The organism is Bacillus sp. JNUCC-21 (assembly GCF_041222765.1).
GTDB classification, from domain to species: domain Bacteria; phylum Bacillota; class Bacilli; order Bacillales; family Bacillaceae; genus Bacillus; species Bacillus velezensis.
Window position 1 is genome coordinate 1,366,586 of sequence record NZ_CP166019.1, and the last position, 25,819, is coordinate 1,392,404.

General features: G+C 45.3%; 26 protein-coding genes, 2 pseudogenes and 1 riboswitch. Of the genes and pseudogenes, 23 read left to right on the forward strand and 5 right to left on the reverse strand.

The window, feature by feature from the left end; genetic code table 11:
- The first annotated feature begins 86 nt into the window (after window positions 1–86).
- The 5 genes from JNUCC21_RS07230 (at window position 87) to queF (ending at window position 3,797) form a co-directional block, all read left to right on the forward strand.
- Window positions 87–1,208 carry a hypothetical protein gene (locus tag JNUCC21_RS07230; RefSeq protein WP_076424027.1) on the forward strand — a complete coding sequence of 374 codons (1,122 nt, stop codon included), beginning with the start codon at window positions 87–89 and terminating at the stop codon, window positions 1,206–1,208.
- Between the two features lie 108 nt (window positions 1,209–1,316).
- Window positions 1,317–1,361: riboswitch (PreQ1 riboswitch) on the forward strand.
- Between the two features lie 96 nt (window positions 1,362–1,457).
- On the forward strand, window positions 1,458–2,117 hold the full coding sequence (gene queC / locus JNUCC21_RS07235) for a 7-cyano-7-deazaguanine synthase QueC (protein WP_003154679.1): 660 nt from the start codon (window positions 1,458–1,460) through the stop codon (window positions 2,115–2,117).
- Window positions 2,118–2,561 (forward strand): 6-carboxytetrahydropterin synthase QueD, encoded by a 444-nt coding sequence (gene queD / locus JNUCC21_RS07240; RefSeq protein ID WP_007408455.1) that lies wholly within the window; start codon window positions 2,118–2,120, stop codon window positions 2,559–2,561.
- Window positions 2,554–3,285 carry a 7-carboxy-7-deazaguanine synthase QueE gene (gene queE / locus JNUCC21_RS07245; protein ID WP_003154676.1) on the forward strand — a complete coding sequence of 244 codons (732 nt, stop codon included), beginning with the start codon at window positions 2,554–2,556 and terminating at the stop codon, window positions 3,283–3,285. Before queD ends, queE begins: the two co-directional genes overlap by 8 nt.
- 17 nt (window positions 3,286–3,302) lie before the next feature.
- Window positions 3,303–3,797 carry a preQ(1) synthase gene (queF, locus tag JNUCC21_RS07250; RefSeq protein WP_003154673.1) on the forward strand — a complete coding sequence of 165 codons (495 nt, stop codon included), beginning with the start codon at window positions 3,303–3,305 and terminating at the stop codon, window positions 3,795–3,797.
- Between the two features lie 486 nt (window positions 3,798–4,283).
- Here queF and JNUCC21_RS07255 read toward each other — a convergent pair whose 3' ends face one another.
- Window positions 4,284–4,652, reverse strand: a complete 369-nt coding sequence (locus JNUCC21_RS07255) for a winged helix-turn-helix transcriptional regulator (RefSeq protein ID WP_150941176.1) — start codon at window positions 4,650–4,652, stop codon at window positions 4,284–4,286.
- Between the two features lie 168 nt (window positions 4,653–4,820).
- Here JNUCC21_RS07255 and JNUCC21_RS07260 point away from each other — a divergent pair, with 168 nt between their 5' ends.
- From JNUCC21_RS07260 to JNUCC21_RS07270, 3 genes and pseudogenes are all read left to right on the forward strand, one after another.
- The gene (locus JNUCC21_RS07260; RefSeq protein ID WP_150941177.1) at window positions 4,821–5,567 is read left to right on the forward strand and encodes an SDR family NAD(P)-dependent oxidoreductase; all 747 of its coding nucleotides are present in this window, start codon (window positions 4,821–4,823) and stop codon (window positions 5,565–5,567) included.
- 135 nt (window positions 5,568–5,702) lie between these two features.
- Window positions 5,703–5,915, forward strand: a pseudogene (locus JNUCC21_RS07265) (7-cyano-7-deazaguanine reductase); the annotation flags it as partial.
- A 348-nt stretch (window positions 5,916–6,263) separates the two neighbouring features.
- Window positions 6,264–6,539: a DUF3219 family protein gene (locus JNUCC21_RS07270; protein ID WP_014304904.1), complete on the forward strand. Its 276-nt coding sequence runs from the start codon at window positions 6,264–6,266 to the stop codon at window positions 6,537–6,539.
- Window positions 6,540–6,610: 71 nt separating this feature from the next.
- Here the strand turns inward: JNUCC21_RS07270 and JNUCC21_RS07275 are convergent, their stop codons facing one another.
- Entirely contained in the window at window positions 6,611–6,796 is a 186-nt protein-coding gene (locus JNUCC21_RS07275; protein WP_003154669.1) for a YkvS family protein, read from the reverse strand.
- A gap of 163 nt (window positions 6,797–6,959) precedes the next feature.
- On the opposite strand from JNUCC21_RS07275, the gene JNUCC21_RS07280 reads away from it, so the two are divergent.
- From JNUCC21_RS07280 to JNUCC21_RS07305, 6 genes are all read left to right on the forward strand, one after another.
- Complete coding sequence (locus JNUCC21_RS07280) at window positions 6,960–7,154, forward strand: hypothetical protein (RefSeq protein WP_007409591.1); 195 nt, start codon at window positions 6,960–6,962, stop codon at window positions 7,152–7,154.
- A gap of 275 nt (window positions 7,155–7,429) precedes the next feature.
- Complete coding sequence (locus tag JNUCC21_RS07285) at window positions 7,430–8,053, forward strand: cell wall hydrolase (protein ID WP_007409592.1); 624 nt, start codon at window positions 7,430–7,432, stop codon at window positions 8,051–8,053.
- Between the two features lie 118 nt (window positions 8,054–8,171).
- Entirely contained in the window at window positions 8,172–9,512 is a 1,341-nt protein-coding gene (locus tag JNUCC21_RS07290; protein WP_007409593.1) for a polysaccharide biosynthesis protein, read from the forward strand.
- 62 nt (window positions 9,513–9,574) lie between these two features.
- Window positions 9,575–10,069 (forward strand): endospore biogenesis thiol-disulfide oxidoreductase StoA, encoded by a 495-nt coding sequence (stoA, locus tag JNUCC21_RS07295; RefSeq protein WP_369878704.1) that lies wholly within the window; start codon window positions 9,575–9,577, stop codon window positions 10,067–10,069.
- 242 nt (window positions 10,070–10,311) lie between these two features.
- The gene (locus JNUCC21_RS07300) at window positions 10,312–12,225 is read left to right on the forward strand and encodes a heavy metal translocating P-type ATPase (protein WP_072589032.1); all 1,914 of its coding nucleotides are present in this window, start codon (window positions 10,312–10,314) and stop codon (window positions 12,223–12,225) included.
- Window positions 12,226–12,338: 113 nt separating this feature from the next.
- Window positions 12,339–13,433 carry a Xaa-Pro peptidase family protein gene (locus JNUCC21_RS07305; RefSeq protein ID WP_150941179.1) on the forward strand — a complete coding sequence of 365 codons (1,095 nt, stop codon included), beginning with the start codon at window positions 12,339–12,341 and terminating at the stop codon, window positions 13,431–13,433.
- Window positions 13,434–13,490: 57 nt separating this feature from the next.
- Here JNUCC21_RS07305 and JNUCC21_RS07310 read toward each other — a convergent pair whose 3' ends face one another.
- Window positions 13,491–13,616: a hypothetical protein gene (locus JNUCC21_RS07310; RefSeq protein ID WP_023356867.1), complete on the reverse strand. Its 126-nt coding sequence runs from the start codon at window positions 13,614–13,616 to the stop codon at window positions 13,491–13,493.
- Between the two features lie 98 nt (window positions 13,617–13,714).
- Here JNUCC21_RS07310 and JNUCC21_RS07315 point away from each other — a divergent pair, with 98 nt between their 5' ends.
- The 9 genes from JNUCC21_RS07315 to JNUCC21_RS07355 all read left to right on the forward strand — a co-directional run bounded on the left by JNUCC21_RS07315 (window position 13,715) and on the right by JNUCC21_RS07355 (window position 24,485).
- Window positions 13,715–14,680, forward strand: a complete 966-nt coding sequence (locus JNUCC21_RS07315) for a LacI family DNA-binding transcriptional regulator (protein WP_369878705.1) — start codon at window positions 13,715–13,717, stop codon at window positions 14,678–14,680.
- A 50-nt stretch (window positions 14,681–14,730) separates the two neighbouring features.
- Window positions 14,731–15,597 carry a glucose PTS transporter transcription antiterminator GlcT gene (gene glcT, locus JNUCC21_RS07320; RefSeq protein WP_012117426.1) on the forward strand — a complete coding sequence of 289 codons (867 nt, stop codon included), beginning with the start codon at window positions 14,731–14,733 and terminating at the stop codon, window positions 15,595–15,597.
- 230 nt (window positions 15,598–15,827) lie between these two features.
- On the forward strand, window positions 15,828–17,924 hold the full coding sequence (ptsG, locus tag JNUCC21_RS07325) for a glucose-specific PTS transporter subunit IIBC (protein WP_003154656.1): 2,097 nt from the start codon (window positions 15,828–15,830) through the stop codon (window positions 17,922–17,924).
- 96 nt (window positions 17,925–18,020) lie between these two features.
- Window positions 18,021–18,287, forward strand: coding sequence for a phosphocarrier protein HPr (locus JNUCC21_RS07330; protein WP_003154654.1), 267 nt, complete (start codon window positions 18,021–18,023; stop codon window positions 18,285–18,287).
- Window positions 18,287–20,002: a phosphoenolpyruvate--protein phosphotransferase gene (ptsP, locus tag JNUCC21_RS07335; protein WP_342794446.1), complete on the forward strand. Its 1,716-nt coding sequence runs from the start codon at window positions 18,287–18,289 to the stop codon at window positions 20,000–20,002. The genes JNUCC21_RS07330 and ptsP overlap by 1 nt, the downstream gene beginning before the upstream one ends.
- A gap of 87 nt (window positions 20,003–20,089) precedes the next feature.
- Window positions 20,090–20,329, forward strand: a complete 240-nt coding sequence (locus JNUCC21_RS07340; RefSeq protein ID WP_003154646.1) for a transcriptional regulator SplA domain-containing protein — start codon at window positions 20,090–20,092, stop codon at window positions 20,327–20,329.
- Window positions 20,330–20,413: 84 nt separating this feature from the next.
- Complete coding sequence (gene splB, locus JNUCC21_RS07345; protein ID WP_015239750.1) at window positions 20,414–21,442, forward strand: spore photoproduct lyase; 1,029 nt, start codon at window positions 20,414–20,416, stop codon at window positions 21,440–21,442.
- A 126-nt stretch (window positions 21,443–21,568) separates the two neighbouring features.
- Entirely contained in the window at window positions 21,569–23,536 is a 1,968-nt protein-coding gene (locus tag JNUCC21_RS07350; protein ID WP_015239751.1) for a methyl-accepting chemotaxis protein, read from the forward strand.
- An 82-nt stretch (window positions 23,537–23,618) separates the two neighbouring features.
- The gene (locus JNUCC21_RS07355; RefSeq protein ID WP_369878706.1) at window positions 23,619–24,485 is read left to right on the forward strand and encodes an NAD(P)-dependent oxidoreductase; all 867 of its coding nucleotides are present in this window, start codon (window positions 23,619–23,621) and stop codon (window positions 24,483–24,485) included.
- A gap of 570 nt (window positions 24,486–25,055) precedes the next feature.
- Here the strand turns inward: JNUCC21_RS07355 and JNUCC21_RS07360 are convergent.
- Window positions 25,056–25,448 (reverse strand): hypothetical protein, encoded by a 393-nt coding sequence (locus JNUCC21_RS07360; RefSeq protein ID WP_021493763.1) that lies wholly within the window; start codon window positions 25,446–25,448, stop codon window positions 25,056–25,058.
- 206 nt (window positions 25,449–25,654) lie between these two features.
- A pseudogene (locus JNUCC21_RS07365) lies at window positions 25,655–25,786 on the reverse strand (P-II family nitrogen regulator); the annotation flags it as partial.
- Window positions 25,787–25,819: the final 33 nt, after the last annotated feature.

Sequence of the window (25,819 nt, forward strand, 5' to 3'; positions counted from 1 at the left end):
AAATGTCTGTATTTTTTGGGAATTCCCCTTCTTTTTTCCTGACATTTCTGTATAATGAATTGGGAAATGATGGGGAGGAGTAAGAGATGAAAGCTCGACGTGTATTATTGGGATTTATTTTTATTTGTATCGGCATTGCGTTTTTTTTACAGAGGGCGGGAGTTATTCATATATCCGCAGGTTCGGCGTGGCCGTTTCTTTTCATTATAATGTCCGCAGGGTTTCACGCCGGATTTATTTTTGCGAAAAAAACGCCTGAACAGGCGGAACTGCTCGTTCCGGGCGGTATGTTTTTTGTGCTGGGCTGCCTGTTTTGTTTTGAAACGGCAACGGGATGGACGTATTCAGGCGTGACGTGGCCTGTTTATATATGGGCGCCTGCTCTCGGTCTGTTTGAGCTGTGGTATTTCGGCGGGAGGAAGTTAGGTGTATTGATTCCTGCTTTCATCCTGACAGCCGTGGGAGCACTATGCTTTGCCGGTATGCTGATGACGGGGCTGTGGCCGCTTTTGATCATCGCAGCCGCGCTTTTGTTTCACGCCGTTGCCTTTATGCAGCCGAAAAAAAGATCGGGCCTTCTTATTCCGGGCGGCATTTTGCTTGTGACGGGTTGCTTGTTATGGTTTGAAACGCTGACGGATTGGACATACGCAAATGTGACATCGCCTGTCTACCTCTTTGCCGTTGCGTTCGGCCTGTTTGAAGCCTGGCTGTTCGGCAGAAGGCAAAGAGGGCTTTTGACTGCTGCGGCGGTTCTGTGCGCCGCGGGCATTTTCGGCATATTCACCAATGCAAATGAAGTCATCAGCGAACGCGGCTGGCCCGCTCTCATTCTTTTGCTGGGCGCCGCTTTTCACATTCCGATTTTCGGCCCGAAACCTGTCAAAAACGCGGGACTTCTCGTACCGGGCGGCATCTTATTGATTACGGGGATCTTGTTTGTCTTTGAAACGGCAACCAATTGGTCCTACTCCGGTGTGACATGGCCTGTTTACCTGTTGGCAACGGCATTCGGTTTATTTGAGCTGTGGCTGTTCGGCGGGAAACAGAAGGCGCTGCTCATCCCGGTTGCGGTGCTGACCTTGACAGCACTTTGCTTTATGATGACGAATCAGCCGATCATTCCGGTTTCTGTTTTCTGGCCTGCTTTATTTGTTCTGATCGGGATTGCGCTGATGGTATTTCCGGGGAAAAAACGCGGGGCTTAAACCCGATTTTGCAGCCTGACACAGGGTTCAGGCTGTTTTTTTATTGTCACGGGAAACAACATTATGGTATGATAGCAAAAGTGAAAAAAGAAGAAAATCCGTATTGATGCGGGAGAGGTTCTAGCTACACCCTCTATAAAAAACTAAGGACGAGCTGTATCCTTGGATACGGTTTTTTTATGTTTTTTAGGGCGCCTTCTCCGAAAAAGGCGCTTTTTTTATGGAATGATAGATAAGGGAGAGAAAGACATGAAAAAAGAAAAAGCAGTTGTGGTGTTCAGCGGAGGCCAAGACAGCACGACTTGTTTATTATGGGCTTTGCAAAATTTCGAAGAAGTGGAAACCGTTACATTCCATTATAATCAGCGTCACCAAGAAGAAATCGATGTGGCAAAATCGATTGCCGAAAAGCTCGGTGTCAAAAATCACTTGCTTGATATGTCTCTTTTAAATCAGCTCGCGCCGAATGCGCTGACAAGAGATGATATCGAAATTGAAGCGAAGGACGGGGAACTGCCGACAACCTTTGTGCCGGGACGCAACCTTGTATTTTTATCCTTTGCATCGATTCTTGCATATCAAATTGGCGCGCGCCACATTATCACCGGTGTTTGCGAGACTGATTTCAGCGGCTACCCGGACTGCCGTGACGAGTTCGTCAAATCCTGCAATGTCACCGTCAACCTGGCGATGGAAAAGCCGTTCGTCATTCATACGCCGCTTATGTGGCTGAACAAAGCAGAAACGTGGAAACTTGCGGATGAGCTCGGCGCGCTTGATTTTGTAAAGAATAACACACTGACTTGCTATAACGGCATCATTGCGGACGGATGCGGCGAATGCCCGGCATGCCTGCTCCGCAATAAAGGATATGATGAATATATGAAAATGAAAGGAGAGCGAAACTAATTGCTTTCTCAAATTTACCCGCAGGTTCAGCATCCTTATTCGTTTGAGTTGAATAAGGACATGCACATCTCAGCCGCGCACTTTATTCCCCGCGAAAGCGCCGGAGCGTGCAGCAGAGTCCACGGGCACACGTATACAGTAAATATTACAGTTGCGGGGGATGAACTGGACGATTCAGGCTTTCTCGTGAATTTCAGCGTGCTGAAGAAATTGGTGCACGGCGCTTATGACCATACATTGCTGAATGACCATGACGAGTTTTCTGCTGATGATGACAGATATTCACTGCCGACGACCGAGGTCGTGGCCAAAACGATTTACGATAAGGTGCAGTCCTACCTCGAAACACTGGAGAATCAGCCGGTCTGCGTGCAGATTTTTGTCAGGGAAACCCCGACAAGCTATTGCGTATACCGCCCGAAAAAAGGTGATAGGAATGGCTAAAGGAATTCCGGTATTAGAAATTTTCGGACCGACGATACAAGGGGAGGGCATGGTTATCGGCCAGAAAACCATGTTCGTCCGCACGGCGGGCTGCGACTACTCCTGCAGCTGGTGCGACTCCGCTTTTACATGGGACGGCTCAGCCAAAAAAGATATCCGCTGGATGACGGCGGAAGACATTTACCGCGAGCTGAGAGAAATCGGCGGAGACGCTTTTTCCCATGTCACCATCTCAGGAGGAAACCCGGCACTGTTAAAGCAGCTTGACGCGCTGATTCTGCTGCTGAAAGAGCACGGGGTGCGCGCCGCTTTAGAAACGCAGGGAACGGTCTATCAGGATTGGTTCACAATGATTAACGACCTGACGATTTCACCGAAGCCGCCAAGTTCGGGGATGACAACCGATTTTGCAAAGCTCGATCACATTGTGTCTTCGCTTGATGCGGCAGAAAGGCTTAACGCGGTCAGCTTAAAGGTCGTCATTTTTAATGATGAAGATCTGCAATTCGCGAAAACCGTGCACAAGCGGTATCCGAATATTCCGTTTTATCTTCAGGTCGGAAACGATAACGTCCATACGACGGACGACCGGGCATTGATCGCACATCTGCTCGGAAAATACGAAACACTCGTTGATAAGGTTTCAGCCGATTCGGATCTGAATCTCGTCAGAGTCCTGCCTCAGCTGCATACATTGCTTTGGGGCAATAAACGGGGAGTTTAATAGAAAGGGAGATTTATATGACAAGAAAAGAATCAGAATTAGAAGGAGTTACGCTCCTGGGGAATCAAGGGACAAACTATTTATTTGAATATGCGCCGGAGGTTTTGGAATCATTTCCGAATAAACACGTGAACCGTGATTATTTCGTTAAATTCAACTGCCCGGAATTTACGTCGCTTTGCCCGAAAACGGGACAGCCGGATTTTGCAACCATCTACATCAGCTATATTCCGGACGAAAAAATGGTGGAAAGCAAATCGCTGAAGCTGTATCTTTTCAGCTTCCGCAACCACGGAGATTTCCACGAGGACTGCATGAACATCATCATGAATGATCTGATCGAATTAATGGACCCCCGCTACATTGAAGTATGGGGCAAATTCACGCCAAGAGGCGGAATCTCGATTGACCCGTATACAAACTACGGCAGACCGGGAACAAAATATGAAAAAATGGCCGAACATCGGATGATGAATCATGATATGTACCCGGAGACGATTGATAATCGGTAATTATTCCGTTGTGTGATACGGAGTGTGAAACGAAGTGGAGTCACAGTAAAATCCGAACACTCAGTGCTAATTTTCAGCGGAATTGTGACCGAGTCACAGCGAAGTGTGATCCGCACTAAGCTCAATAAAAGTGTGACCTGGTGCAACCTGAACTGTGACTTTTATGCAGTGAAAAATTGATAGTACAGAAGCAGATTAAGGCGTACAATTTGTACGTCTTTTCTTTTTTATCCCAAAAGAAAAAATGCCTATCTAGAGATCATAGGCATTAAATATTATTATCAATATCTTCATTTATTTTTTGTCTAAGTTTCGAACCTTCTCTTTAACATTTGAAACAGCTCTTTTTTGAATTTCATCAAAGTTCTCCGCCCATGCCACTTCTGATTAGAACTTCACTTTCAAAATTGAATATCTCATTTATTTCTGACTGTTCTTCATCTGTGAGGTGATGGTATTGAAGTTGTTTAGCATTTACTTCAGCAGCTACATCAATTCTAACTTTAGTTGTTCTGGTTGTACAATTTCATATTCACCTTCTGCATACTCTTGCTCCGCATATTGGCTCCCCCATTGACAGAGTTCCTGCAAGATAGGTTTAAGTGATTCTCCAAGTTCAGTGGATGAATATTCAACCTTCGGCGGTACTTGATTATACATCTTTCTGGTCACAAGTCCACTGGCCTCAAGCTCTCTAAGTGTTTGAATCAGCATTTTCTGAGTTATATTTGGGATAATGCGCTTTAATTCACTCGTTCTCTTTGGTCCATTCATTAAAAAGTATAATACAAGGCCTTTCCATTTTCCGCCAATCACTTCCTTTGTCACTTCAAACCCGCAGCTGAATTTTTTCATGTCTAAAGCTCTCCATTCCACATTTATTACTTTTTAGTTACTATATCACAAAAAAGTGGGTACTTCCGATAATGTGCTTACTGAAGGATACTATATCTTGTAGGTTGTTCTTCAAGTACTTAAAGGTACTAGACATAAAATAAAATCAATTCTAAAGGAGTGTTAAGTATGGGTAAATTTGAAGGTAAAATAGCGCTTGTAACGGGTGGAACAAGTGGGATTGGTCTTGCTACAGCACAAAAATTTGTAAACGAAGGTGCATATGTTTATATCACGGGACGTAGACAAAACGAACTTGATAAAGCTGTTAACCAAATTGGCAAGAACGTAACCGGTGTTCAAGGTGATATTTCTAAGCTTGAAGACTTAGATAAACTATATGACATGATAAAGCAGGAAAAAGGTAAGTTGGACATTCTTTTTGCTAATGCAGGCACCGGCAACTTCCTTCCATTAGGTGAAATTACTGAAGAGCAGGTTGATAGAACGTTCGACATTAACGTTAAAGGAACCATCTTTACTGTTCAAAAAGCGTTATCACTATTCCCGGACAAAGTAGGTTCTATTATTGTAACGGGCTCTACTGCTGGATCAATTGGCAACCCAGCGTTTAGTGTATATGGAGCATCTAAAGCAGCATTAAGAGCACTAGTTCGCAACTGGATTCTTGACCTAAAAGGTACTGAAATCCGTGTAAATGTGGTGAGTCCAGGAGTTATTCTTACACCTGCATACGATGAGCTTTTTGGTGATGCACTTGAAGGAGCAATGGAAAATGCCAGAAATACTGTTCCAGCTGGAAAAGTTGGGACCCCTGAAGAAGTAGCAAACGCTGTATCTTTCCTTGCTTCAGACGAAAGCAGTTACTTGACGGGTGTTGAATTGTTCGTAGATGGCGGGCTAGCACAGGTATAATTTCACTGCGCAGAGATTACAAATAGTCCCCAAAAAAGGTTAAAATCAATCGTTTGGTAAGGTGTGAAATTGGTGTGACTTCATGATTAATGCTAGAGCAAGTACTTATGGGACAAGACTTTGACCTGCCTTTTCTTCCACGAGGACTGCATGAACATCATCATGAATGACTTGATCGAATTAATGGACCTCCGCTACATTGAAGTATGGGGTAAATTCACGCCTAGAGGCGGAATCTCGATTGACCCGTATACAAACTACGGCAGACCGGGAACAAAATATGAAAAAATGGCCGAACATCGGATGATGAATCATGATATGTATCCGGAGACGATTGACAACCGTTAATTTTCAGACGGGGTACGGTCTTGGGATATAACCAAATACCCCCGCCTTTTAAGCGGGGGTATTTTTCGTCTGGGCCGCGCAGCCAAAAAGGTGCATGATATCCGCACAGACCTTGTATGATGAAAAGAGAAATCATCTGGAGAAAAGAAAAAGACGAGTAAACCCGGGGGGAGCGTACTCGCCGCTTCAATACGTGACGGGTGCTGGATGGCAGCTCGTCTGTTTCATTATAAAATAGGGAACGTATGTTTGTAAAGGCCTGCGCTGTTTTTTCTCATTCGGAGCGGATCAATTGTAAAGGAATGGTCAGCATGATAGCATGTCCTGTAAAAAGAAGGAGTGTTCGTTATGGAGCCGTTAGAGTTAAACGGTGTAAGGCTGAAAATGTATGATTGTAAAGAAAGTGCGGGCAAAAACGGCCGCATGATTTCATTTGTATTGAAGGTGACCTCTGAAACGTATCATGATATTGCCGTCCTTTTGTATGAAAAAACATTTGACATCAAGGCGCCCGAGCGTGGGCTTGAATTCCGCGGTAAAATAACCAACTACTATACATCCGTCACAAATCTTTACAATAAAGATGAGACAGGTGATTTTTTTGTAGAAATGACCGAGATCTGAATTCATTTGAAAAAGCTGCCGGGCGGCAGCTTTTGTGCGGGATATGTAAATGGTTCGGATGTTCGGGGGGTTTAATAGGAGTCTCTGATGATTTTATAATTCTTATGGTTGACGACAGTGAGGGAATCTAATTCAAGGTCACGATAATTATCCATGATGGTTACATCAACGATGACGGAGTTTTCATTTACTTTTTCAACAATACCGGTTAATCCGTTTTTAAATTCAATGACGTTTCCAACCTTAGCAATTTTCACGAGCTTCCTCTCCTTTATCATAAATCCTGTTTGAAAATATTTTGCAGTATTTTCTTTAAGAAGTAAAGCGATATGGGTATCAGCCCGCTCAATCATTGTCCCGGCGGGGGAAAGATGGTATATTGATTTTCGGGAAAAAGCCGAGAAAAGGAGGCTGTGTTCGTTGCTGCCTGAAGAAATTTCAGAATGTATCAACCAAATGCGCACCGGTGAAATCAAAGAATTCAGGGTGCAGAAAGAACATTTTCTTGCATTTCGAGCAGTTTTATCGAAGCAGGAAGATTTTAAGCATTTCCGCGGTATTGCCCAGCAGGGCGGAGATGTTGTTTTCCAGTATTTAGAACAGCCAAGAAGCTGACGGCTCCTCGCACATGAGGAGTCTTTTTTTTGTTTTTTGGTTTCTCATTTCATCTTGCTGTAACAGATGTAAACAAAATGTAAAATCCCTCCGATGGATACTTTTACTGCTATTTGGTTAATGTTGTGAAAATGACGGCTGTTTTCCTGCCAATAACAAGGCTGTTAACGAACTTCTTCCATCATAAAAGCTGATTGGGAGCACTGGAAAATCTTTAACCGTGAATTTGCACACAGCTCTTGTTAAGGTAGTGAAGTATTTAAGGAGGAAATCGTATGACGACAAAATTTGCTGCCTTGGCTGTCTTTTTTCTATGTTTTATGCCTGCATCAAAAATTGAACATACAGAAGCTCTGTTTACTTTTGCGAAGAAGCCAAAGCAAGAACCCAGCACACTGGTTGCTGATTTAAATAAAAAAAGCTCGGTTCCGAAGCTTTCAAAAACGGATCATAAGCATTCTATCCAACCGATAAAGCTGTCATCTCACCAAGAGAAGAAGGCAAAACCGGAAGAGACGGCTTATCAGCCGCCGAAAAAAACGTATTCCCGCGCTGACAGACAACTTCTGTCACGTCTCGTTCACGCAGAAGCGAAAGGTGAATCTTATAAAGGGAAGGTTGCCGTAGCCAGCGTAGTGCTGAACCGCACTGAAAAAAACGGCTTCCCGGATACCATTCGGGGTGTGATCTATCAAAGGAATGCATTTGAACCGGTAGCAAACGGAAGCATTAATCAAAAGCCGGATAAGGATTCCATCGCCGCCGCAAATGAGGCGCTAGACCATCCGGGCAGAGAAACGAACGCGTTGTTTTTCTACAATCCGAAAACGGCATCTGACCACTGGATCCGTTCCCGAAAAATTATCGAACGGATCGGCAGACACGTATTTGCGATGTAAGAAGCATAGCGGGATCAAAAATATCCCCGCTATGCTTTTTTCAATTTTGAGAAATCGAAAATATTTTCAGAACTTGTCTCATATGATGATGGAAGAACGTGAGACAAGGAGAGACACCATGAATCGATTTGTGAAAGGGATCATTCTTTTATCCATCGCCGCCTTTTTCGCGGAATGTCTGGAATTTGTCGTGAATATGATACTGGCGCGGGAGCTTGGCGAGCATGGGATGGGGCTTTACATGAGCATTCTGCCCACCATTTTTTTAATTATCGTCATCGCCAGTCTGGAGCTTCCGATCTCCATTTCAAAATTCATCGCGGAATCCAATCAGAAGCTGCATGAAAGCATGCTCCGGCATGCCTTCAGAATGACCGCCGTTTTTACCGCGTTTTCAACCGCGGCCGCAAGCATCGCGCTGCCGTTCATTCCTGTATTCGATACGTATCACCCGTTTATTAAAGGGATTGTCATCGGGCTGATTCCAGTCGTCGCTTTTACATCCATCGCCAGAGGTTATTTTATGGGTGTGCAGCAAATGGGAAAAATCGCGGTTGCGAATGTCATGAAAAAAATCATTCAAGTGCTTTGTCTGTTTATCTTTTTTCAATGGTACTCTTTTGAAATTGATATGGCCGTGCTCATTTCATTATTTGTGCTGGTCGCAAGCGATGTCGTGGTGTTCGTTTACTTGTATACGCAGTTTATTTTGGCGCGGAGGGCCCTTTCCGGCCATCAGCACATTCATCTTCGCGGGAAAGACGTGCGGAAACGCCTCCTGGCCGTATCCATCCCGACAACGGGACTTCGTATATTTCATGCAGTGACAAACGCCATTGAACCCTTTTTAGTGAAAGGAGCGCTGCTGGCGTCCGGGGCAGCCGGGACAGCCGCGATTGATCAATACGGCATGCTTGCCGGTGTAGCGATGACAATCGGTTCGTTTCCCGCATTTATCGCCCATTCGCTGATGGTCGTCATGATTCCCAGCATTTCAGAAGCGTATGCGCTGTCCCAATATGATATTGTGCTGAAACGGCTGAGACAAGCGATTTTTATTACATTCGGCTACGGCATTCCGGCAGTCTGGGTCATGTTTCAGTTCGCGGGCCCGCTGACCCATTTGTTTTTTCAGTCTCCGGAAGCGCAGTATTATTTGCAGCTTTTGTGGCCGTTTTTTCTTTTTCATCTGTTTGTGATGCCGCTTCAGGCCTGTCTGATCGGTATCGGCCACGTGAAAACGGCGTTTTATCATAACGTATGGAGCAGCATTGTAGGGCTTTCGATGATGTATGTGCTCGGTTCTATGCCGGAATTGCAAATGCTCGGCATTATACTCGGCATGAATACCGGCATGATTCTTCTGACAAGTTTACATTACGCGACGATCTGCAAAGACCTCGGTGTCTCCGTGTTTTTGACGGGCGGCGGAAGAACAGCGCCCCGGATCGAAAGCTGAAAAGGCTGATACATTTCAATAAGGAAGGGCAAGCTATCCGAAACGCGTGAAAGGAAGATCATATGCATAAAAACCGCCTAATTGTATGTGCAGTCCTTTTGATAGCTGCCGCCGTCTGGATGCCTGAAGCAAAAGCCTCATCAGAAAAACAGGCAGTTCCCGCCGTGTTTCTGATGAAGACGATTGAAGGAGACGAGATATCGATTCCGAATAAAGGGCAGAAAACGATTTTGCATTTTTGGACATCGTGGTGTCCGCCGTGCAAAAAAGAACTGCCGCAGTTCCAAACCTATTATGAACAGCATCAGTCCGATGATGTAAGACTTGTAACGGTAAATTTGATGAATGCCGAGCGAAACAAAAATACCGTTCAAAACTTTGTCAGTCAGCACCATCTCACTTTCCCGATTGTTCTTGACACGAAAGGCGAGCTTATGAAGGAATACGATGTCATGACGATTCCCACGTCATTTCTGCTGAATGAAAAAGGAGAAATCGAAAAAAAGATCGTCGGTCCGATGACCGCCTCACAATTAAAAGAATGGTCAGAGAAATAAAAAGGTGCTGGAGGAATTCCTCCCGCACCTTTTTTGCATATAATGAACAGCTGAAGAAACACTAATGATAATTATTATCAAAAAGAAATTAAAACAATTATAATTGAAATCTTCCGCCGGCATGCTATAATAAAGAAAACACTGCGATAACACTGTGAAAATGCTGCCTGTCAGGCGGCTGTTTTGCTTTTATCGGGGAATTGAAGATGATTTGCGTTCTCAATTAGAGAGGAGAATTCATAATGAATGAACAAGTGATGACACAAACCCATTCACAACAGCACATACAAGAAGAGCGGGCCGGAAAAAAGTGGCTCCAGCATGCAGAACTCATTGCGGCGCTCGTATCCGGCGTCCTTATTCTTGCGGCCTGGTTTTTTACCGAAACAAAAGGCCTGTCCGTCACTTTGTATATCCTTGCCTTCCTGATCGGGGGATTTGCAAAAGCGAAAGAGGGAATTGAGGATACCATTGAGACGAAGGCGTTAAATGTGGAACTGCTGATGATTTTTGCGGCTGTCGGCTCCGCCCTGATCGGTTATTGGGCTGAAGGCGCTGTTCTTATCTTTATTTTTTCGTTAAGCGGCGCGCTCGAAACATATACGATGAATAAAAGCAGCCGTGATTTAACATCTTTGATGAAACTGGAACCGGAGGAAGCGACCCTGCTTGCGGACGGACGGGAAAAGCGGGTGCCGGCTGCTGAACTTAAGATCGGTGACATGATCGTCATTAAGCCGGGCGAACGCGTAGCAGCAGACGGGATCATTGAGTCTGGCGTGACGAGCCTCGATGAATCGGCGCTTACGGGTGAAGCGATGCCGGCGGAAAAAACAGCCGGTGATTCTGTGTTTACAGGAACGGTAAATGGAAACGGCTCCTTAACGGTTCGTGTGACGAAAACAAATGAACAGTCTTTATTCAGAAAAATCATCCGGCTGGTGGAATCAGCTCAAAACAGCGTGTCACCGGCTCAGGCATTTATTGAACGGTTCGAAAGTGTCTATGTAAAAGGCGTGCTGTTAGCCGTGGCTTTGCTTTTATTCATTCCTCATTTCGCTTTAGGCTGGAGCTGGAGTGAAACCTTTTACAGGGCGATGGTGTTTATGGTGGTCGCCTCCCCGTGCGCGCTTGTCGCTTCTATAATGCCCGCTGCGCTTTCCCTTATCTCAAATGGTGCCCGCAACGGATTATTGGTTAAAGGAAGTGTGTTTTTAGAGCAGCTGGGAAGCGTACGGATGATCGCATTTGACAAAACCGGCACGGTCACAAAGGGACAGCCGGCAGTCGCGGCATTTCAAGCTGCGGAACATGTGAGTGAAGATGAGATCATGCAGGCGGTGTATGCGATGGAAAAGCAATCAAGCCACCCGCTTGCAAAAGCGATAGCTGAATTTGCCGAAAGCCGGGGTGCCGCGCCCGCAGGACATCTATCGATTGACGAGACGTCCGGATTCGGTGTTCAGGCTGAAATAGAAGGCGTCAAATGGATGGTCGGAAAAGCGGGGTTTGCAGGTGAAGATGCGGCAGATGCTTTTTTGCAAACATCGGGAAAAGAATTAAGGGATAAAGGTTTTACACTGGTCTTTGTTAAAAAAGATGACCGGATTGCGGGCTGCTTTGCCTTAAAGGATCAAATCCGACCTGAAGCCAAAGCCGTGATGGCTGAGCTTGAATCACTGGGCATTAAAACAGCCATGCTCACCGGCGATCAGTCTGAAACTGCGGCTGCCATTGCAAAAGAGGCGGGCATGACGACGGTTGTTGCCGATTGTCTGCCGGACCAAAAGGCAAAAGAAGTGAAGAAGCTGAAAGAAACGTACGGCACAATCGCCATGGTGGGGGACGGCATTAATGACGCGCCCGCTCTGAAAACCGCTGACGTCGGTATTGCGATGGGCGGGGGAACGGACGTGGCCCTTGAAACGGCTGACTTAGTCCTTATGAAAAATGATCTTCACAAGCTTGTGAAAATGTGCAGACTCTCAAGGAAAATGAACCGGATTATTAAGCAGAATATTGTTTTCTCGCTCTCGGTCATCTGCCTTTTGATCTGCGCTAACTTTCTGCAGGTGATGGAACTGCCGTTTGGCGTGATCGGGCATGAGGGGAGCACGATTCTGGTCATTCTGAACGGACTGAGATTATTAAAATAAACATGACAGCCGCACATCGGACGGCTGTTTTTTTAATGTTCGTTCACAGCATAAACGCCGGAAAACTGATAGAATGAATAAAGAGTCACTTTGGTAAGGAGGAAAAGCAAAAAATGAACAGATTAGAACGTGTTTCATCTTGGCTGAAAAAAGAAGGACATGATGCGGCGTTTATACATACAAAGGAAAACGTATTTTATTTAACTGATTTTTACACGGATCCGCATGAGCGGTTAATGGGATTGTTCCTGTTTCAGGAACAGGAGCCGTTTTTCGTTTGTCCGGGAATGGAAGCCGGACAAGCCCGCAGCGCCGGGTGGGAGCATGGTATTATCGGCTACGGCGATCACGAAGATCCGTGGGAGCTGATCAAAGCCGAGCTCACAAAACGAAATGTGCGGCTTGATTCCATCGCGGTTGAAAAGGATTCGATCTCTCTTTCCCGCTCAGAACAGCTCAAACAAGCTTCAGGGGGCGCGGCATTTGTTTCGGCAGAAGAAACGCTCAACCAATTCCGTCTCGTGAAAGATGAGAAGGAAATCAGCATTCTCAGGGAAGCGGCAAAACTCGCGGATTACGGAGTTGAAGTCGGTGTCGCGGCGCTCAAAGAGGGTGTGAGTGAAACCGAAGTACTCGCGCAGATTGAGTTTGAGCTGAAGAAAAAAGGCGTGCAGGGCATGTCATTTTCAACGATGGTGCTGTTCGGGGAAAAATCAGGCCAGCCCCATGGAAATCCGGGTGCAGACCGGTTGAAAAAAGGCGATTTCGTTCTGTTTGATCTGGGCGTTATTCTTGATGGCTACTGTTCAGACATTACGAGAACATTCGCATACCAATCAATCAGCCCGAAACAGGAAGAGATTTACGAAACGGTGCTTAAAGCTGAACAGGCGGCGCTTCAATTAAGCAAACCAGGCGTCAGAATCGGCGATCTCGATTTAAAAGCCCGCGGCATTATTGAAAAAGCCGGATACGGAGACTATTTCCCGCACCGCCTCGGCCACGGACTCGGGATTTCGGTTCACGAATATCCATCAATGAGCAGCTCGAACGACACACTCCTCAAAGAAGGCATGGTATACACGATAGAACCGGGGATTTACGTGCCGGATGTCGGCGGCGTGCGCATTGAAGACGATGTGTTCGTCACAAAAGACGGCGCCGAAGCATTAACGCAGTATCCGAAAGAATTAACGATTCTGAAATAAAAAGCTTTGTGATAAAAAAGGACGGTTCTGGAACGCAGCGTCCTTTTTTATCACCTTTTAAATGAAAAAATCATCAAAATGCTGAAATGGTTTGATGTCATGCTTTTCATTCAGGGGCCGCAGGGCAAGGTAACTGCCGCCGACTATGGCCAGACACAAACCGATTAAGCAAAGAATCCCCATCGCTGTTCTTCTCCTTTCAAACGAATAGGATGTATCTGTTTCTAGCTTACTGTATGAAACGCATTCCAGATCAAGGGAAAAAAGAAAGGGGGGACGCCATGGCTACGATCAGAGACATTGCCGGCGCTGCCGGGGTTTCTGTTACAACGGTATCAAGAGTTTTAAACGATCATCCTTATGTAAGTAAGGACAAAAGAGAAAGAGTGAAAAAAGCGATGCAATCGCTCGGATATACGCGCAACATTCATGCTGTACATTTATCCAAAGGTTTTTCCGATATGATCGGCGTTGTGCTTCCGTCGGTGAATCTGCCGTATTTTGCAGACCTTGTTGCAGGTATTGCCGAGGCTGCCGAAGCGTCAGGCGTGCATCTTTCTTTATACCAGACAGATTATCAGCAGCAAAAAGAACGTTTTGCCTTATCACAATTACAGGAGCGCCAAGTGGACGGCCTGATTATCTGCTCCAAAGCAATTCCTGATGAACATCTGCTTACCGTGAAAGAACCGCTCATCCTCTGCCAGTACACTGATGCGGCGGGGCTTTCCTCCATCAGTAATCCGCATCGGGAAGCATTTCGGCACGGTCTGGATTATCTGATAGAAAAGGGACACCGGAAAATAGCGATCAGCCTGGCCAGAAAAAAGGGAAAAAACAGTCAAGTACGCATTGCCGCATACAAAGAGGCGCTCAAGAAGATCGGGCAGCCTTACAGGGAAGAGCTGGTTGTAGAAAAGGCGCTGACGCTGCTTGACGGGAAAGCCCTTTTTCATAGATGGAAGAGCTGGAATGACAGACCGACTGCGCTGTTTGCGGCGAATGATCAAGTATCCGCAGGTCTTTACCTTGAAGCCAAGGCAAACGGGACGCGCATCCCGGAAGAGCTTGCGATTTTGAGCATCGACAATCATGATATCAGCAAGATGTTAGGTATTTCCACAATAGATATACAAACAAAAGAAATGGGAAAGCAGGCTTTTCACATGCTTGAGAACAGGATCAGCGGCGGGCCTCCGGCAAGGAAAGTTCTTGATTACCGCCTTATTGAACGATCAACCGTCTAAAAAAAGAATTGACGCGCTTTCCGTTCGTTTTGTACGATATGAGGTATTGAATGACAAAGGAGCTGAGGATCATGAAGGGGTCCTTTACAGTTGAAAAGGTATTAAATAACAATGTGCTCATCGCAACACATGATAGATACAGTGAGGTCGTCTTAATCGGAAAAGGGATCGGCTTTGGAAAAAAACAAGCGGATGTCATTGAAGATAAAGGGTATGACAAGATGTTCATCTTAAAGGATGAAAAAGAACAAAAACAATTTAAAAAGCTCCTCGGTTATGTGGACGAGACACTTGTCGACATCTCCAATGACGTCATTTATCATATCAAGAAGCGGACAAGCCAACCGTTAAATGAGCATATCCATATTGCGCTGACTGACCATATCGCCTTTGCGGTAAAGCGGCTGCAGCAGGGTTTTGACATTAAAAACCCGTTTCTCATGGAAACCGAAACGCTTTATCCGGAAGAATTCCAAATTGCCCGTGAAGTCGTCGGCATGATTAATGAAAAGACGGGAATCTGCCTTCCGGAAGGGGAGATCGGCTTTATCGCTCTGCATATCCACTCCGCCCTGACGAATCGGCCCCTTTCAGAGGTCAATCAGCATTCACAGCTGATGTCCCGGCTCGTTCAGGTGATTGAGGAATCTTTCCAGATGAAAGTGAATAAAGAAAGCGTACACTATTTGCGGCTGATCCGGCATATCAGATTTACCATAGACAGGATTAATCGGGAAGAGCAGACAAAAGAACCAGAAAAGTTAATGTTATTATTGAAAAATGAATACCCGCTATGCTACAATACTGCTTGGAAACTGATAAAAATCTTGCAGCAAATACTGAAAAAACCAGTTCATGAGGCGGAAGCGGTTTATCTCACGCTTCATTTGTACCGATTAACCAATAAAATTTCATAATTTCAGTTGAAACCTTAAAAACGTGTCACTGATTCGATCAGGCATGAGTGATTGAGGGTAAAAAACGGGAAGAACGGTCCCGTTATTTTGCACACCCTTTTTACTCATGCCTTTTTTGTTGTGTAAAAGGGCAAATGTAAACGGTTAAACTGAAGACTTGCGCCAGTGAATTCGTTGTCATGAATTTTCGCTGTAAGGTCACACTAGCTAACAGAGGAGGTACATCTTTTATGTTTAAAGCATTATTCGGCGTTCTCCAGAAAATCGGCCGTGCTCTTATGCTTCCGGTTGCGATTTTACCGGCTGCGGGGATCTTGCTTGCGTTAGGGAATGCCATGCAGAACAAAGATATGATTCAAGTCATGCACTTCTTAAGCAATGATAACGTTCAGCTTGTGGCGAATGTCATGGAAAGCGCCGGCCAAATCGTATTTGACAACCTGCCGCTTCTTTTTGCAGTAGGGGTTGCGATCGGTCTTGCCAACGGAGACGGTGTTGCCGGAATCGCGGCTATTATCGGATACTTGGTCATGAACGTATCCATGAGCGCCGTGCTTATGGCAAACGGCAGTATTCCGTCTGACAAAATTGAACGGGCAAAGTTTTTTGCGGAAAACCATCCGGCCTATATTAACATGCTGGGGATACCCACTTTGGCGACGGGCGTGTTCGGCGGTATTATCGTCGGGGTTCTGGCCGCGTTATTGTTTAACAAGTTTTATAAAATTGAACTTCCGCAGTACCTGGGATTCTTTGCGGGTAAGCGGTTCGTCCCGATTATCACATCGATTTCCGCATTAATTCTCGGTCTTATTATGTTAGTGATCTGGCCTCCGATCCAGCACGGTCTGAATTCCTTCTCCACGGGTCTTGTGGAAGCGAATCCAACCTTGGCGGCCTTTATTTTCGGGATGATTGAGCGGTCATTGATTCCGTTCGGTCTTCATCACATTTTCTACTCGCCGTTCTGGTATGAATTTTTCAGCTATAAAGATGCGGCCGGAGACATCATCCGCGGAGATCAGCGGATTTTCATGGCTCAGATCAAAGACGGCGTACAGCTGACGGCGGGAACATTTATGACGGGGAAATATCCGTTTATGATGTTCGGTCTTCCGGCGGCAGCGCTTGCAATCTATCATGAAGCGAAGCCTGAAAAGAAAAAACTTGTAGCCGGAATCATGGGTTCTGCCGCTCTGACAAGTTTCTTAACGGGAATTACCGAGCCGCTTGAATTCTCATTCTTGTTTGTGGCTCCTATCCTGTTTGCGATTCACTGCGTATTCGCGGGACTTTCCTTTATGGTTATGCAGCTGCTGCATGTAAAAATCGGTATGACCTTCTCAGGCGGTCTGATTGACTACTTCCTGTTCGGAATTCTGCCTAACCGGACGGCTTGGTGGCTTGTCATTCCGGTCGGCTTAGGATTAGCCGTCATTTACTACTTCGGTTTCCGGTTTGCTATCAGAAAGTTCAATCTGAAAACGCCGGGCCGTGAAGAAGAGGCTGCGGATGAAGGTGCGGGTGCCTCAGGCGAAGCCGGCGACCTTCCTTATGAAATCCTGCAGGCAATGGGTGACCAGGAAAACATAAAGCACCTTGACGCTTGTATCACGAGACTCCGCGTTACGGTCAACGACCAGAAGAAAGTGGATAAGACTCGTTTGAAACAGCTTGGCGCCTCAGGCGTTCTTGAAGTCGGAAACAACATTCAGGCCATTTTCGGCCCGCGTTCTGACGGTTTAAAAACACAGATGCAGGATATTATCGCCGGACGCACGCCGCGCCCTGAACCGAAAGTATCCGCGCAAGAAGAAGTCAGCCAGCAGGTTGAAGAGGTTATCGCAGATCCGCTCCGAAACGAGCAGGGTGAAGAAGTGTTCGCTTCTCCGATCACCGGCGAAATCCATCCGATTACCGATGTGCCTGACCAGGTGTTCTCAGGAAAAATGATGGGTGACGGTTTTGCGATTCTTCCTGAAGAAGGAATCGTCGTATCGCCTGTCCGCGGAAAAGTGCTGAATGTTTTCCCGACAAAACATGCGATCGGCCTTCAGTCTGACGGCGGAAGAGAGATCCTGATTCATTTCGGAATCGACACAGTCAGTCTGAAAGGCGAAGGATTCACTTCTTTTGTTTCTGAGGGTGACCGGGTTGAACCGGGGCAAAAGCTGCTTGAAGTTGATCTTGAAGCGGTTAAACCTCATGTTCCTTCATTAATGACACCGATTGTCTTTACAAATCTTGCCGAGGGTGAAGCGATTTCCCTTTCGGCCGAAGGTACCGTAAAACGGGAACAAAAAGATATTGTGAAAATCGGAAAATAAGCATATAAATACGCCGTGCTTGTCAGATGACAAGTACGGCTGTATGATATAATATTGTGTAGTAAAATAGCTTTAATTTAAAGGAGAATGATAATCATGGCACAAAAAACATTTAAAGTAACAGCAGATTCCGGAATCCACGCTCGTCCTGCGACAGTTCTTGTACAGACTGCAAGCAAATACGATGCTGACGTAAACTTAGAATATAACGGCAAAACAGTAAACCTTAAGTCAATCATGGGCGTTATGTCTCTAGGTATTGCTAAAGGCGCTGAAATCACAATTTCCGCTTCAGGCGCTGACGAAAACGATGCTCTTAACGCTTTAGAAGAAACAATGAAAAGCGAAGGACTCGGCGAGTAATGCAAGAATTAAAAGGAATAGGCGCTTCAGCCGGAATTGCGATTGCGAAAGCATACCGGCTTGAAGAGCCGGACTTAACGGTTGAAAAGAAAAACATTGCTGATGCTGCGGCTGAAGTAAGCCGTTTTGATGAAGCGATTGTACGTTCTAAAGAAGAGCTTGAAAAAATTAAAGAGCATGCTTTAAAAGAACTGGGACAAGACAAAGCTGACATTTTCTCCGCGCACCTTTTAGTTCTGAGTGATCCTGAGCTGTTGAACCCGGTAAAGGAGAAAATCAGCACAGATTCAGTCAATGCTGAATTCGCTTTGAAAGAAACAGCTTCCATGTTCGTTACTATGTTTGAATCAATGGATAACGAATACATGAAAGAGCGTGCGGCGGATATCCGTGACGTAACAAAACGTGTGACGGGGCACCTGCTGGGCGTGGAAATTCCGAACCCGAGCATGATCTCAGAAGAGGTTGTTATCGTGGCTGAAGATTTGACACCGTCTGATACGGCGCAATTAAACCGCCAGTTTGTAAAAGGTTTTACAACTGATATCGGCGGACGCACTTCACACTCTGCGATCATGGCCCGTTCGCTTGAAATTCCGGCTGTTGTCGGCACAAAAGCGGCTACAGGGACAATTGAAAATGGTGTTACGGTAATCGTAGACGGCATCGATGGTGATGTGATCATCAATCCTTCCAGTGAAACGTTAAAGAAATATGAAGAAAAGCACAGTGCTTACCTGGCGCAAAAAGCTGAGTGGGCGAAGCTCGTCAATGAACCGACTGTTTCAAAAGACGGCCATCATGTAGAGCTTGCCGCAAACATCGGCACCCCGGATGATGTAAAAGGCGTTCTTGAAAACGGAGGAGAAGCTGTAGGGCTTTACCGTACGGAATTCCTTTACATGGGACGCGACCAGCTTCCGACGGAAGACGAGCAGTTTGACGCTTATAAAACGGTTCTTGAGCGTATGGAAGGAAAATCAGTTGTCGTTCGGACATTGGATATCGGCGGCGACAAAGAGCTTCCTTACCTGCAGCTCCCTAAAGAAATGAACCCGTTCTTAGGCTACAGAGCCATCCGCCTTTGCCTTGAAGAGCAAGAAATCTTCAGAACTCAGCTTCGTGCGCTGCTTCGTGCAAGTACATACGGAAACTTAAAAATCATGTTCCCGATGATTGCGACAGTAAACGAGTTTAAACAGGCGAAAGCGATTCTTCTCGAAGAAAAAGAAAAACTCGTCGAAGCCGGCGTAGCGGTTTCTGACGATATTGAAGTCGGTATGATGGTAGAGATTCCGTCTACAGCCGTTATCGCAGATCAGTTTGCCGCAGAAGTTGACTTCTTCAGTATCGGAACAAATGACTTGATCCAATACACGATGGCTGCTGACCGCATGAACGAGCGCGTAGCTTATCTGTATCAGCCATACAATCCGGCGATTCTCCGTCTGATCACCCTTGTTATTGAAGCCGCTCACAAAGAGGGCAAATGGGTCGGCATGTGCGGAGAAATGGCGGGAGACGAAATTGCGATTCCGATTCTTCTCGGCTTAGGCTTAGATGAGTTCTCGATGAGCGCTACATCCATCCTTCCGGCAAGAACGCAGATCAGCAAGCTTTCTAAAAAAGAAGCTGAATCATTCAAAGAAACAATCTTGTCTATGAGCACGACAGAAGAGGTTGTCGCATTCGTTAAAGAAACATTCAATAAGTAATACAACAGCCAGACGGTGTAAGCCGTCTGGTTTTTTTCATATTCGGAAAAAAGGGGGGAACAATAACTTTCAACAGGAGGGATTATCATGACAAAATCATTTGCAGCGGGGGATACGGTCTATGTGATTTACCGCAATCCGCATGCCGCCAATGTCGCCCATATTAAAGAGGCGGAGATCGTCCATCACCCGTATCATGAGGGAGAACTGTCTCTGTTTTTATACGAAACCTATCATCCGCTGGCCGAAGATGACGCGGTCTTTTCGACATATGAGGAAGCGGAAGCGCTTTACAGCGAGCTTTTTGAAGAAGACCGGTATCATTGATCAAAGGAAATGTTTACAACGCATATTCACTCTCTTTTAAACGGAAAGTAACAACATGAGAATATGTAAAGGGAGTGTCTGTCTATGCTGAAGCCGTTTGTGCCCCAGCTTGTTTATATTGAACCGAGAGCGCTCGAATACCCGTTAGGACAAGAGCTGAAGAATAAGTTTGAAAACATGGGGCTTGAGATCAGAGAAACGACATCGCATAATCAAGTCCGGAATATTCCGGGAAAAAATCACTTGCAGCAATACCGGAACGCGAAATCAACATTGGTAATCGGCGTCCGGAAAACACTGAAATTCGATTCTTCAAAGCCGTCCGCCGAATATGCCATTCCATTTGCGACGGGCTGTATGGGGCATTGCCACTATTGCTACCTGCAGACGACGATGGGGTCAAAGCCCTACATCCGGACATATGTCAATGTGGAAGAGATTCTGGATCAGGCTGATGAGTATATGAAAGAACGGGCGCCGGAATTTACAAGATTTGAAGCCTCTTGTACGTCTGATATCGTAGGAATCGATCATCTGACACATACATTAAAAAGAGCCATTGAACATTTCGGACAAAGCGAATTGGGACAGCTCAGATTCGTGACTAAATTTCACCACGTCGATCACTTGCTTGATGCAAAACATAACGGAAAGACTAGGTTCAGATTCAGCATCAATGCGGATTATGTCATTAAAAACTTTGAACCGGGAACTTCTCCGCTCGACAAACGGATAGAAGCCGCCGTCAAAGTCGCTAAAGCGGGCTATCCGCTCGGTTTCATCGTGGCGCCGATTTATATTCACGATGGCTGGGAGGAAGGCTATAAGGAACTGTTTGAGAAACTTAATGCGGCGCTTGATGAAGACGTTCGGCATGACATCACATTTGAACTGATCCAGCACCGTTTTACAAAACCGGCCAAACGGGTGATTGAGAAGAACTATCCGAAAACAAAGCTTGAGCTTGATGAAGAAAAGCGCAGATACAAATGGGGACGCTACGGAATCGGCAAGTATATATACCAAAAAGACGAAGAGCATGACTTAAGGGAAACACTCGAATCTTATATCGAAACCTATTTTCCGAAAGCGAAAATCGAATATTTTACGTAAGGCGGAGCTGTCGGTACGACGGCTCTTTTTTTGCTGCGCCAAATGGCGGGAATTTTTGATATTTATTTCAAGATTTATTCATTTTCTTGGCCGAAAGACCGATATAACTCTCAGGAGGGGATGGTTATGTTTAAAAAAATGCACATCAAAATTGCTGTGTTTGTATCGGCAATGCTTATCGTAACGGTTGTTTTTTTAACGGTTTCTTCATATTTGACATTAAAGCCGATGATGACGGAGGAAGCAAAACGTACGACAGAGAATGTCACCAATTCACTCGGTCAGAACATTGAGCTTCAGCTGAAAAATGATGAGACCGTATTAATGAGATTAGCAGGCGGTGAATTGTCCCGGTCTTTTCTATCAGATGGGAAGAAAGAAACCGCGCGGCTTTTTAACGATGAGTTAAAACAGATCGGACAGAATGACAAATATGTCGCGCTTGCGTACGTCGGAACCGCAAACAAACAAATGTTTACATATCCAAAGGCCGACTTTGCCAAAGACTATGATCCGACAAATAGAACGTGGTATAAGATGGCGGCTGAAAAACCCGATAAGGTTGTCTGGACTGACCCTTATAAAGATGCAGTGACGGGAGACATGATCGTGACGGCGTCAAAAGCCATTCAAAACAGCGGAACCGTCGTCGGAGTGGCGAGCTTAGATCTGAAGCTGTCCTCCATTCAGAGCATGGTCAACGAGCAAAAGGTACCGTATAAAGGATTTGCGTTTTTGGCGGATGAAAACGGCTCTCTTCTGGCGCATCCGGAAAAACAGGGAAAAAATATTTCGGAAGATCAGACGTTAAAAGACATCACCACGGATAAAGAAGGTGTCAAAGAGCTGCAGGGGAACATGGTCGTCTACCAAACGGTAAAAGAAACAGGGTGGAAAGTCGGAACGCAGTTTGAAAAAGATCAGCTGATGGGAGTAGCCGATAAAATGAACACGGTGAGCATTTTTATGTCACTGATCGCCCTTGTGATTACGATCGGACTCAGCTATTTCCTAGCAAAAACGATAACCGGGCCGATTCAGCAGCTGATCGCCAAAACAAACTCGGTCTCAGCGGGAGATTTAACCGTCCGCGCCCAGACGAAATCAAAAGATGAAGTAGGCGAGTTAACAAAAGACTTTAACCAAATGGTTGAAAATATGAAAGAGATGGTCGAACAGGTTAAGGCCTCCTCAGAAAATGTGTCTGATACATCTGACCAGCTAACCGTCATTTCACAAGAAACAAATGAAACGAGCGGACAAATCGCAAAAGCGATAGAGGAAGTCGCCGCCGGAGCGACAGAGCAAGCGTCAGAGGTTGAGACGATCAATGAAAAATCAGAAAATCTCTCAGTCAAAATAAAAGGAATCGCAGATCGCGCGGGCAGCATAAAACAACTCTCAAAATCTTCAGAGGATGCCAGCTACAAAGGACTGGACGCGCTCGGACAGCTGCTGATGAAGTCAAACGAAGCCAATTCAGAAACGAAAAAAGTAGAGGCAATGCTGAATGACCTGGAAGAACAAACGAAAAACATAGAAGAAGTCGTGACGGCAATATCCGCCATTTCAGACCAGACGAACCTCTTGGCGCTGAATGCGAGCATTGAAGCCGCAAGAGCGGGAGAAAGCGGCCGGGGCTTTGCCGTCGTCGCGGAAGAAGTCCGCAAGCTTGCTGAACAATCAGCTCTTTCTTCCGGCCATATCAGTGAGACGGTCCGGCTGATTCAATCAGAGACAAAAGAAGCGTCACACGCGATGATCGAGGCAAGCAGAATGAATGATGAACAAAACAGCGCCATTCATGAAACGGGTGAGGTTCTCAATCTGATTACGACGGAAATGCAGTCTCTCGTTCAAGGTATAGATCATATTTACAATGACATTCAAAAAATGAGTGAAGAACAAGCCGCGATTCAAGAAGCGATTCAAAGCATCTCCGCCATTTCTCAAGAATCTGCGGCAGCGGCGGAAGAAGTGAATGCTTCTACTGATGAACAGCTCGTTACGCTTGAAAAAGTGAAGCAATCGACTGATATGTTAAAGAGCGCAAGCGAAGATCTGATCAGCGCCATTTCTAAATTCACTTTGTAATGCGGTCTCTATCAGCCTATAATATGGTAATATAGACATGAAAGAATAAATACTATGAATCGCATCAGGGGAGGAAAGCGCAGTGAACAAAACGGTCGGATTTATCGGTTTGGGCGTCATGGGAAACAGTATGGCATCGCACATTTTAGAAGCGGGCTATCCTGTTTTAGTCTACACGCGGACGAAACAAAAAGCGGAAGAGATTCTGAATAAGGGAGCGGTCTGGCAGGAGACGGTCAAAGACCTTTCAGAGAAAGCTGACATTATTATTACCATGGTCGGCTACCCGAGTGATGTCGAGGAAATCTATCTCGGCGAAAACGGCATTCTCCGTCATGCAAAAGAAGGGGCGTTTGTCATTGACATGACGACATCAAAACCGTCTTTGGCGAAGAAAATAGCGGAGAAAGCCAAAGAAAAGTCCATTCACGCCTTGGATGCACCCGTTTCCGGCGGAGACATCGGCGCGAGGAACGGAACGCTTGCCATTATGGCCGGAGGAGAAAAAGAAGCGTTTGAAGCATGCCTGCCGCTTTTCTCCGTTATGGGGGAAAACATTCAGTATCAAGGGCCGGCCGGCAGCGGCCAGCATACGAAAATGTGCAATCAGATCGCGATTGCAGCGGGAATGGTCGGAGTGGCTGAAGCGATGGCTTACGCTGAAAAATCCGGTCTGAACCCGGAACAAGTACTGAAAAGCATTACAACCGGAGCTGCCGGAAGCTGGTCATTGACCAACCTCGCTCCCCGTATGCTGAAAGGCGATTTTGCGCCGGGATTCTACGTGAAACACTTTATTAAAGACATGGGCATCGCCCTAGAAGAAGCGGAGCTCATGGGAGAAGAGATGCCCGGATTGGCGCTTGCCAAATCATTATACGACAAGCTTTCCGCGCAAGGTGAAGACAACAGCGGAACTCAAAGTATTTATAAGCTTTGGGTGAAATAAAAAAGATTGCCCGAACGGACTATTTTATGGATGCCGAGGAAGAGAAGGCTTACGGTATTGTTGATGGTGTTTTGTAAATAATGATCTGCAAACCTTGTATTCTTAGAGCCTTTAATGAAGACAGGAACTTAGCAGGATAATGTATTAACGTGTATCCGTTTATAATGCTCTACTGTGAATAATTTGGAAAATCCCCCTCGTTTGTTTGACGCAGACTGTCTATTATAAATCAAAAGGGGGATTTCCGAATAATGATAAGGATTAATACAACTTTCCAACAGTAGGATGTATCATGTTTGATTCAACTATGAATTCGAGTAACCCAAATGTACATAGCAATAAATCGAGTTCGTATTCCCACAATTTTTTCAAACCAAATAATTTGGCATCCGAAATTGAAACTCTACAGATTAGCCTTCTAGCAAAACTGAAAAATAAAAGAGGATGTATCGTAAAAAATTCAAGAGATTTACGAAAACATCCTCGATTCAGAGACTTCATCATTACATGTTGTTTTTTGAGAATTCCAGATGAAATCAACGTTAAACCCATTTGTTAATAATATGAATTTTAATGTTGTACAGTAATATAGTGTTTCAGTTCTCCTCTATGGGTTTGATTTCCCCAAGTCAATGCTACCACCACATCATACTTGCCTGCTGGAATATTTTTTGTCAAAAAGCTCACTTTAAAACTGCGAATATTACGGCCATTAACATATATGTCTTTGACTACATCTCTTTTTTTATTGACAAGAAGAACATTAACACCCTCGTTCACCTCATATTTTGTAGGCACAGTACCTGTTACGACAATAGAAGTAGCGTGTTTTGAGTAAGTATTAGCATCTGTTTGGAATTTAATTGCTCCTTTTGAAGTCATGGCTAACGCTTCTGAACTGTTTGAGAAAATCCCGAATGTCAAAAGAGCAACTGTGAATAGTGTCATTACAATTTTTTTCAATTGAAACTTCCTTTCTTCATTTATTTAGAAACCCATTCAATATATTACTAAATTTTGAAAAAATATTCAACGGAAAATAGGTAAATTCTACTTTTTATTAAATAAAGTATTACTAAAGAAGCAAAGGCTAACAAAACCAATTTAATCATCACGTTTAAGATTTTACAAAAAAGCTCCCAGCACTTATGTGCCGGGAGCTTCAAAATTTATAAAGTGTCAGGCCCTTCTTCGCCCGTACGGATGTTGATTGTATTGGGAACTTCGAAAATTAAGATTTTGCCGTCACCGGGTTCACGGGTTTTGAGCACTTTTTGCGCCGTCTCAGCCACTTTTTCGATAGACAAAAGATTGCCCCGCGGGGCAATCTTTTT